The sequence below is a fragment of the Tenacibaculum profundicola genome (assembly GCF_057220795.1).
The window spans coordinates 2,186,511-2,195,000 of the sequence record NZ_CM170137.1 but is presented as its reverse complement, the minus strand read 5'-3'; the positions used below and the strand labels follow the sequence as shown (position 1 = coordinate 2,195,000).

The following is an 8,490-nucleotide window of genomic DNA, read 5'->3' as shown; positions in this document are numbered from 1 at the left end:
CATGGTAAGAATTTTATCAGAACAAAAATACGACTATAATTTGTTTTTAAATATTTATCTATTCAATAAGTTGATAGCTGACATTAATAAAGTTAACAGGAATTAAGTTTCATCTATATAGTATAATTCTACTATTAGAGGCTGGATAGTTTTGAAATATCGAAACTTAAAAAAGCTCATTAATAACTATTTTAAAATATTCAATAATTAACTAGGGATATCATTTTTTAATCTATAGGGGGCAAATTATTTTTAATGTGTTTTTATTGGTTTAATTTTTTTTGAAGAAAAAACTCATCTACTTCTCTTATATTTGAGGAGATTTAGGAGGGGTAAAAGTAATTTATTTAAAAATAATTTATGAGAATATTGAAAGTAGTTTTAGGGTTATTAGTTGTATCCCTTATTGGAACTTGGTTGTTTGTTAAGACTTTGTACCCTGTTTATAATGGTAATTTAGAATTGTCTAATATTTCCGAGAAGGTTTCTGTGCATTATGATAATGTCGGTGTTCCGCATATCAATGCTAAAAATGAAAAAGATGCTTTTATAGCCTTGGGCTATGTACATGCGCAAGATAGATTATGGCAAATGGAGCTCGTAAGAAGGATTGCAGCGGGAAGGCTATCAGAACTTTTTGGCAAGGACTTGGTGAGTGTAGATAAGTTTTTTTCGGGTTTAGGTATTGAGGAAGCAGCAACAAAAACAATTGATGAATTAGATAAAAATTCATCAGCTTACAAGTTAGCGCAAGCATATTTGGATGGGATAAATCAGTTCATTGAAAATGGACCAACGCCTATAGAATTTTATTTGGTTGGCATAGACAAAGAGAAATATTCACTTAAAGACATTTACAATGTATATGGTTATATGGCTTTTAGTTTTGCTGTAGCTCATAAAACGGATCCAATGCTAACTGAAATTAATGAAAAGTTAGGCGATACCTATTTAAATGAACTTGTAGAAGGTGAGTTTCATAATGTAACATTGATTAAGAATGCAAAGAATTCAGAGTTGAACGCCGGATTTGCCAAGGCAATGAACACCATAATGGATAAATTACCAGTTTCTCCGTTTATAGGAAGTAATTCGTGGGTTATAGGGGCTGAAAAAACCAAAAATGGGAAAGTCATTTTTGCAAATGATCCTCATATATCTTTTTCCCAACCCTCTGTATGGTATCAATCACATATTAAAACCCCAACGTATGAGGTCTATGGATTTAATTTAGCGCTGACCCCATTTCCACTATTAGGTCATAATAGAAATTATGCCTATGGGTTAACCATGTTTGAAAATGATGATGTAGATTTTTATTATGAACAGAATAATCCTAAAAATTCTCGAGAATACAAAACGGCAACAGGATATTTAAAATATAAACTGATTGATAAACGAATAAAAATTAAAGGAGACAAGGACACCATGTATCAAATAAAAACTAGTAAACATGGTCCTATAATGAATGATCTTATTGATTTTATAGATAATGAACGACCTATTGCTATGCAATGGATTTACACAAAATTAAAGAATCAATTGTTAGAAGTTTCTTATGACATGTCACATGCCAATTCATTGACTGATTTTAAGAAAGGAGCTAGTAAATTACATGCGCCTGGTTTAAATATTATGTATGGTGATGCAGCTAATAACATAGCTTGGTTTGCTTCTGGTAAATTGTATAAATACCGTGATGGTTTAAACACCAAACTAATTTTAGATGGCGCTTCTGGTCGTGATGAAATAGTTGAGTACTTAGACTTTGAAGAAAATCCACAAGCTATTAATCCAGCATGGAATTATGTGTATTCTGCGAATAATCAACCAGATTCAATTGCAGGAATGCTGTACCCTGGGTATTATCTTCCAGAGGATAGAGCCAGAAGAATAGAAGGTATATTGGCCACTAAAAATGATTTCACTAAAGAGGATGTAGCAAAAATGATCTATGATGTAACTTCGGTTACGGCTCCAGAAATCAGTAGTTTCTTAATTGAAAGTATTAATGAATCTGAGTTGGCGCCTAGTGGAAAGAAAGCATTATACATGTTAAAAAATTGGAATGGTTTTTTTGGAAAGGAAGAAGTGGGGCCCGTTATTTATAATCGTTTGTGGTATGAATTCGTGAAAAATACATTTAAAGATGAAATGGGAGATGCTTTTGAACAATTTATTAATACACCCTTTGAAGAAAAGGTGCTCGCATATCAGGTTAAAAAAAATGAATCTGTTTGGTGGGATGATATAAAAACAAAAGAAAAAGTAGAAACAAAAAGAGAGATTGTAACCAGATCATTTAATAATGTAGTTTCTTTTTTACAAAATCAATTAGGAGAGAATGTTGATGATTGGAAATGGAAAAGAGTTGCTTCAGTAGAGTATGAACACGCCATAGGGAAAGCAGGAGGAATATTACGTAAACTGTTTAACGTGGGGCCTTTTAAAACGATTGGTGGTGATCAAGTAATTAACAATCAAATTTATAAAATAGATAGTACAGGTTATTATAAAATTCAAGCAGGTCCCTCTACTCGTAGAGTTATTGATTTTTCTGATGTTGAGAATAGTATAGCAGTTCTTCCAACAGGACAATCAGGAAATGTGCTTAGTTCTCATTATAAAGATCAAACTCAGAAATATTTAGAAGGAGGGTTTAGTAAAATGAAATTGAATCAAGAAGAGATTATGCAAAGTGAAAATATTTTAATTTTCATACCAGAAAAATAGAGATATACAAATAAAAAAAAGGGATGTTTTTCATTGCTATAAAATATCCCTTTTATCAGTTATACGATTTACAGATAAATATTTCGTATGTAGATATTGAATTATTATAAGTTAGTTTAAGGCATAAAACTTTAGCATAGCCAAGCTATGGTTAAGTTTTATAACGCAAAAATAGCTACAAAAGAAATAATAGATATGCGAAATATTTATTTGTAAATCTAGACTGTTTTAATTTTTTTAAATGATTGAAACGAAATTCAGTGATAATTTCAACTTTTAATTTGTAAAAGATATAAATTTAGTATTCAAGCTAAATTTCTTTATAAACGTCCTCAAAAGAAACTCTGAAACGTTCACCATATAAACCTTCAGGTTTTCGAATTCCACAAGAAACAATCATATTAATCTCAGCACTTAAAGGGAGGCCTAAAACTCGTTTTACTCTCCAAGTATCCGACCCTTCCATTGGACATGTATCATAGCCTTCAGCAGCCATAGATAACATAAACGTTTGGGCAGCTAATCCACATGTTTTATGGGCAACGACACGCATGTCGCTATTTCTAACTTCCCGATACATCGGTTTGAATATCCCTATAAATAAGACTAATAGGTACTTTAACCAACCAAAAAAACCTAAAAAATCAAAATACGTGAAAGGAATTAATTTACCATAGTAATTCCTAGCAACTTTCTCCCTCGAAGATTGTTTCGACTTTGGGTTGTTTTTGCCAAATATAGTATCCATATAAGCTAAGTTAGCTTTGACCCTTTTTTTCCATAAGTCTTTTCTAACAACAAAGACAACTAACTGTTGTGCCGTTTTTGCAGCATTTTGATTAAAACATAAAGCAGCTATTGTATCGATAGTTTCTTTAGAAGTAACGTGGTAAAACTCCCACAGTTGCATATTACTGCTATTAGGAGCTAGGCTTGCTTGTTTAATACAATTTTTAACTATCGAGGAATCTATCGTTTTTTCAGAGTCATATACGCGCACAGATCTGCGATAGTCAATAGCTTCAGATACAGTTTTTTCTTGCATAAGCTTTTAGGTTTTTTTAATTAAGTTTAGTGTTTTGATATTACCCTAATTTCATTAAGGTTTTTAATTGTTTTAACTTGCCCTTATAGGGTGCGTAACGAGCTGGTACATCAAGCCAGGTACCTCTAGTAACAACGCCTTTATGATGTGAGAAAGTGTTAAAAGTTTGTTTGCCATGATAACCTCCGATACCACTTTCACCAACTCCTCCAAAGGGTAATCTATGATTGGCGAAATGAACAGTCGTGTCGTTTATAGTACCACCACCAAAAGAGTAGCGTTGGATTATTTTTTGGGCAAAGCTTTTTCTATTTGTAAAAACATATAAAGCTAAAGGTTTGTCGTATTGTGAGGTGATTTTTTCAATGTCCTCTTCATTTTCATAAGAAATTAGTGGGAAAATAGGACCAAAAATTTCACCTTTCATGACTTCACTATCAGCATCAGGTTCGTTAATTAGTGTAGGGGCAATATATCGATCATCTCTATTAGATTGCCCACCAATCAAGCAATTTTCGTTCTCAAGCATTTTAACTAATCGATCAAAATTTCTGGTATTTACAATTCTAGGATAATCAGATGAATTTTTGGGGTTATCACCATACGCATTTTCCACTTCATTTTTAAAACAACTAACAAAGGTGTCTTTCACAGATTTATGAATTAACAAATAATCGGGAGCAATACAGGTTTGGCCTCCGTTGATGAATTTTCCCCAAACAAGTCGTTTTGCTGCGAGTTTAATATTGGCTGTTTCATCAATAATACAAGGACTTTTCCCTCCGAGTTCAAGTGTTACAGGAGTTAAATGTTCGGCAGCTGCTTTAGCAACAATTTTACCGACAGAAACACTTCCCGTGAAGAAAATGTAATCCCAACGTTGCGCTAGTAACTTTTGTGCTACCAAGGCGTCTCCTTCAATAACAGCAACATGCTTTTTGTCAAAAACGGATTCAATAATTTCTGTAATTAGTTGGCTCGTATTAGGGGTCAGTTCAGAGGGTTTTAAAACGACGGTATTTCCTGCCGCTATGGCTCCAATTAATGGCGAAAAAGCTAGTTGATATGGGTAATTCCAAGGAGCGATTATTAGCACGGTACCATAAGGTTCTTTATAGATTTTAGCTGAAGAGGGAAAGTTTAAAATAGCGGGTAGTACACGCTTTGCCTTGCTCCAAGAAAAAATGTTTTTAATAGCTAAATTTAATTCGGATAAAACAATGGATATTTCTGTCATAACCGTTTCATATTCCGATTTTTTAAAATCGTTGTGAATAGCTTTAATAATCTCCTTTTCTCTTCTTATGAGTTCTTCCCGTAGACGTTTTAGAACATTTTTTCTATTCGTAAGATCTTTAGTCTGCTGCGTATTAAAATATTCTTTTTGAGTCTGAATAAGTAACGGTATATTCATTTTGTTTACAGTTTTTGTAGTTTTTTATTCATGAGCTTAAACCATAATGGAGGGAACAAAGCTAGTAACATCATTCCAGGGTAACCCGTGGGCATCTGTGGGCTTTCAGGTAAAGATTTCAAAAGTTGGTAGTGTTTACTTCCATTATAGTGATGATCTGAGTGTCTAGACAGGTTAAATAGCATTAATTTACCCAAAATATGATCAGAGTTCCATGAATGTGTTCGTTTAACACGTTCATATCGACCTCGCTCATTTTTTTTTCGTAACAGACCATAATGTTCAATATAATTTACAGTTTCTAATAACAAGATGCCAATTATTGACGCAGTTATAAAAGCAAAAAGAATGTTGATCCCATAAAAGAAGAAAATACTAGATATTAATATAAGATTACTGATTGAATAGATTAACATTCTGTTTTGATGGTGAAACCAATTTCGTCCTGAGTTTTCTAGTCTTTTGTTTTCAGCCTTCCATGCTTGATAGTAGCTTTGGAAATGAGAACGAATCCAAAAAATATAAATAACTTCATTTCTTCTTGCTGTAGCGGCATCTTTAGGAGTAGCTACATTTAGGTGATGGCCAGCGTTATGATAAGGTAAAAAATGAGTGTTTAAAGAAGTTAATAATAACAGTTCACCTAAAAACTCATCAAATCGGTTGTTGCGATGACCTAGTTCATGACCAACATTGATGCCTATAATACCACACATGAGCCCCATGGCAAAAGTTCGACCAATGATGTCATAAAAATTAAGATGCGTCTCGTGGATGCTATTAAAATAATGCCATAAAAAAAATAATTGAATAGGGATGGTCAGATAAAGTATACCTGTGTATAATCTATTTTCCTTTTCTGTTTTTTCTTGTTCTTTATTGAAATTTTTTTTATCAGGGATAAAGAAAAGCTCCAATAAAGGAATAACTACAAAAAAAGTGATTAAAGGTAAAAATGTTAGCCATCCAGTATTGGTAAAAGAAATATATACTGTTAAGGGTAAAATTAAAATAGATAAAAATTTAAGGGCCTTCATTAATTCAAAGTTTCCCTAAAGATACGAATTAGAGGCAAGCATCCCAAATAGGATCAGAAGGTGTCGAAGCTATGATTTTTATAAGTTCTTTACTTACTGGGTGAATAAATTCAATTTTGCGAGCATGTAAATGAATACTTGCATTTTTATTACTTCTAGGAAAACCATATTTTAAATCGCCTTTGATTGGACTTCCAATGGAAGCTAACTGGACTCTTATTTGATGATGACGCCCCGTTTCTAAATCAATTTCTAATAAAGAATAACTCTTTAAACGCTTTAAGGTTTTGTAATGAAGAATAGCTTTTTTACTTCCAGAAATTTCTTTGGAATAAGCAAAAGACTTATTGCTTTTCGGGTTTTTTTTAAGAAAGTTGATTAATGTGTCCTTTTCATTTTGAGGCTGATTTTTTACAATGGCCCAATAGGTTTTTTTGATTGTTTTATCGTGTAACATTTTATTTAAACGCTCTAGTGCCTTTGAAGTTCGGGCGTAGATAACGATTCCTGAGGTAGGGCGGTCTAGGCGATGAACAGTTCCAAGAAAAACATTTCCAGGTTTCTGGTATTTGTCCTTAATGTACTCTTTAATAATGTCATTTAAGGGTTTATCTCCTGTTTTGTCACCTTGCGTAATGTCTCCAGAACGCTTATTGATAACAATTAAATGATTGTCTTCGTGTAAAACTTGAAGGGTGTTCTTAGTTGAATGCATTTAGGATTATTTGAAATCTGCAGCTACATCTTGGTTTATCTGTTCTATAAAATTTAATAGTTCTTCACGACCAAAACTAGTAGTAGAAGAAGTTATAAATGACGTAGGAACTTCTTCCCATGAATTTAATAGTTTCTTTTTATAAGCTGTAATTTGTTTATTGAGTTTAGAACTACTTAGTTTATCTGATTTAGTGAAAACAATACCAAACGGAAGTTGATTCTCGCCTAAAAACTGCATAAACTCTAAATCAATTTTTTGAGGGTCATGACGGCTATCAATTAAGATGAATGTACACACCAACTGCTCTCGTTCTTTAAAGTAGTTTTCAATAAAGTATTGAAAAATTGTTCTTTTCTTTTTTGAAACTTTAGCATAGCCATACCCAGGTAAATCAACTAAGAACCACTCATTATTAATTTTAAAGTGATTAATGAGTTGTGTTTTTCCAGGTTTCCCGGAGATTTTTGCTAAGCTTTTTCGTTCCATCAACATGTTGATCAGCGAAGATTTCCCAACATTCGAGCGTCCTATAAATGCGTACTCAGGTATTCTGTCTTTAGGACATTTAATAACATTAGAGTTACTCATTACAAATTCTGCAGATTTGACCTTCATATAAATTACAAGTTGCGGCTAGTCAGCCATTCTTCTAAAATAGCATTGAATTGTTCAGGGGTTTCCATCATCGCGGCATGACCACATTTATCAATCCAGTACAAATCAGAATCAGGTAATAGCGTATGGAAATCTTTAGCAACATTAGGAGGAGTTACAGAATCCTGTTTTCCCCAAATTAAACAGGTTGGTTGTTTCATGTTTGGCAAATCATTTGCCATATTGTGTCTTACGGCACTTTTAGCAATTGCAAGTGTTCTTACTAAAGAGTTTCTGTCATTAATAACATCGTAAACTTGATCAACCAATTCATCAGTTGCTATTGCTGGATCATAAAAAACATTTCTGGTTTTGTTACGAACAAACTCTTTATCACCTCTTCTAGGGTAATTATTACCCATTGAATTCTCATACAAACCTGAACTACCAGTTAAAACTAAAGCAGTAACATCTTTAGGATAGTGTTTAATGTAGTACAATGCGATATGCCCACCAAGTGAATTACCTAATAAGATAACGTTTTTTAGGTTTTTGAATTCAATAAATTCATGTAAAAACTTAGCTAGATTTTTAACATTTGTCGATAATAAAGGAAGGGAATATAGAGGAAGTTCAGGAATGAAAATCTTATACCCTTTTTTTGAGAAATAATTAAAAGTTGTGTCAAAATTACTCAATGCTCCCATTAGACCGTGTAAAACAATGATTGTTTTCCCTTCTCCTGCTTCTGCGTATGTAAATTTGCCTTCTTTCTTTAAAAATTCAGTCATAAAAAAGTTTAGTTTGACTTAACGACAAATGTAGTTTTTTTTTGGCACATTTTCACGTTTATTATTTTTCAAGTGCTCGTAAATCTAAAGAGGTTTATAGTCAATGTGTTAGGTCTAGTGGTAAAACTTATTAACAAAGTGGGGTAAAGTGGTATAAA

General features: G+C 32.6%; 8 protein-coding genes (1 of these 8 cut by a window edge). 1 reads left to right on the top strand and 7 read right to left on the bottom strand.

Features of this window, described 5'->3' with window-relative positions; all coding sequences use genetic code 11:
• Nucleotides 1-3, bottom strand: the beginning of a protein-coding gene (locus AC2TDS_RS09410) for a DegT/DnrJ/EryC1/StrS family aminotransferase (RefSeq protein ID WP_484738833.1). Its footprint begins 1,125 nt before the window's first position; only the first 3 of its 1,128 coding nucleotides appear in the window; the start codon lies at nt 1-3; the stop codon falls past the left edge of the window.
• A 357-nt stretch (nt 4-360) separates the two neighbouring features.
• Here AC2TDS_RS09410 and AC2TDS_RS09405 point away from each other — a divergent pair, with 357 nt between their 5' ends.
• A complete protein-coding gene (locus tag AC2TDS_RS09405; protein WP_484738832.1) occupies nt 361-2,733 on the top strand; it encodes a penicillin acylase family protein in 2,373 nt (790 codons plus the stop codon).
• 310 nt (nt 2,734-3,043) lie between these two features.
• Here the strand turns inward: AC2TDS_RS09405 and AC2TDS_RS09400 are convergent, their stop codons facing one another.
• From AC2TDS_RS09400 to AC2TDS_RS09375, 6 genes are read right to left on the bottom strand one after another with little or no spacing between them, the layout of a single operon-like run.
• Nucleotides 3,044-3,778, bottom strand: a complete 735-nt coding sequence (locus AC2TDS_RS09400) for a nitroreductase family protein (protein WP_484738831.1) — start codon at nt 3,776-3,778, stop codon at nt 3,044-3,046.
• A gap of 40 nt (nt 3,779-3,818) precedes the next feature.
• The gene (locus AC2TDS_RS09395) at nt 3,819-5,192 is read right to left on the bottom strand and encodes an aldehyde dehydrogenase (protein WP_484738830.1); all 1,374 of its coding nucleotides are present in this window, start codon (nt 5,190-5,192) and stop codon (nt 3,819-3,821) included.
• Between the two features lie 5 nt (nt 5,193-5,197).
• A complete protein-coding gene (locus AC2TDS_RS09390) occupies nt 5,198-6,229 on the bottom strand; it encodes an alkane 1-monooxygenase (protein WP_484738829.1) in 1,032 nt (343 codons plus the stop codon).
• 28 nt (nt 6,230-6,257) lie between these two features.
• Complete coding sequence (locus tag AC2TDS_RS09385) at nt 6,258-6,944, bottom strand: RluA family pseudouridine synthase (RefSeq protein ID WP_484738828.1); 687 nt, start codon at nt 6,942-6,944, stop codon at nt 6,258-6,260.
• 6 nt (nt 6,945-6,950) lie between these two features.
• Complete coding sequence (gene yihA, locus AC2TDS_RS09380) at nt 6,951-7,562, bottom strand: ribosome biogenesis GTP-binding protein YihA/YsxC (protein ID WP_484738827.1); 612 nt, start codon at nt 7,560-7,562, stop codon at nt 6,951-6,953.
• Nucleotides 7,563-7,567: 5 nt separating this feature from the next.
• Nucleotides 7,568-8,332: an alpha/beta fold hydrolase gene (locus AC2TDS_RS09375; protein ID WP_484738826.1), complete on the bottom strand. Its 765-nt coding sequence runs from the start codon at nt 8,330-8,332 to the stop codon at nt 7,568-7,570.
• Between the last annotated feature and the right edge of the window lie 158 nt (nt 8,333-8,490).

Excerpts from the sequence above, each read along its gene's own strand:
- AC2TDS_RS09405 (WP_484738832.1), top strand. The coding sequence starts at position 361 with ATGAGAATATTGAAAGTAGTTTTAGGGTTATTAGTTGTATCCCTTATT.
- AC2TDS_RS09400 (WP_484738831.1), bottom strand. The coding sequence starts at position 3,778 with ATGCAAGAAAAAACTGTATCTGAAGCTATTGACTATCGCAGATCTGTG.
- AC2TDS_RS09395 (WP_484738830.1), bottom strand. The coding sequence starts at position 5,192 with ATGAATATACCGTTACTTATTCAGACTCAAAAAGAATATTTTAATACG.
- AC2TDS_RS09390 (WP_484738829.1), bottom strand. The coding sequence starts at position 6,229 with ATGAAGGCCCTTAAATTTTTATCTATTTTAATTTTACCCTTAACAGTA.
- AC2TDS_RS09385 (WP_484738828.1), bottom strand. The coding sequence starts at position 6,944 with ATGCATTCAACTAAGAACACCCTTCAAGTTTTACACGAAGACAATCAT.
- yihA (WP_484738827.1), bottom strand. The coding sequence starts at position 7,562 with ATGAAGGTCAAATCTGCAGAATTTGTAATGAGTAACTCTAATGTTATT.
- AC2TDS_RS09375 (WP_484738826.1), bottom strand. The coding sequence starts at position 8,332 with ATGACTGAATTTTTAAAGAAAGAAGGCAAATTTACATACGCAGAAGCA.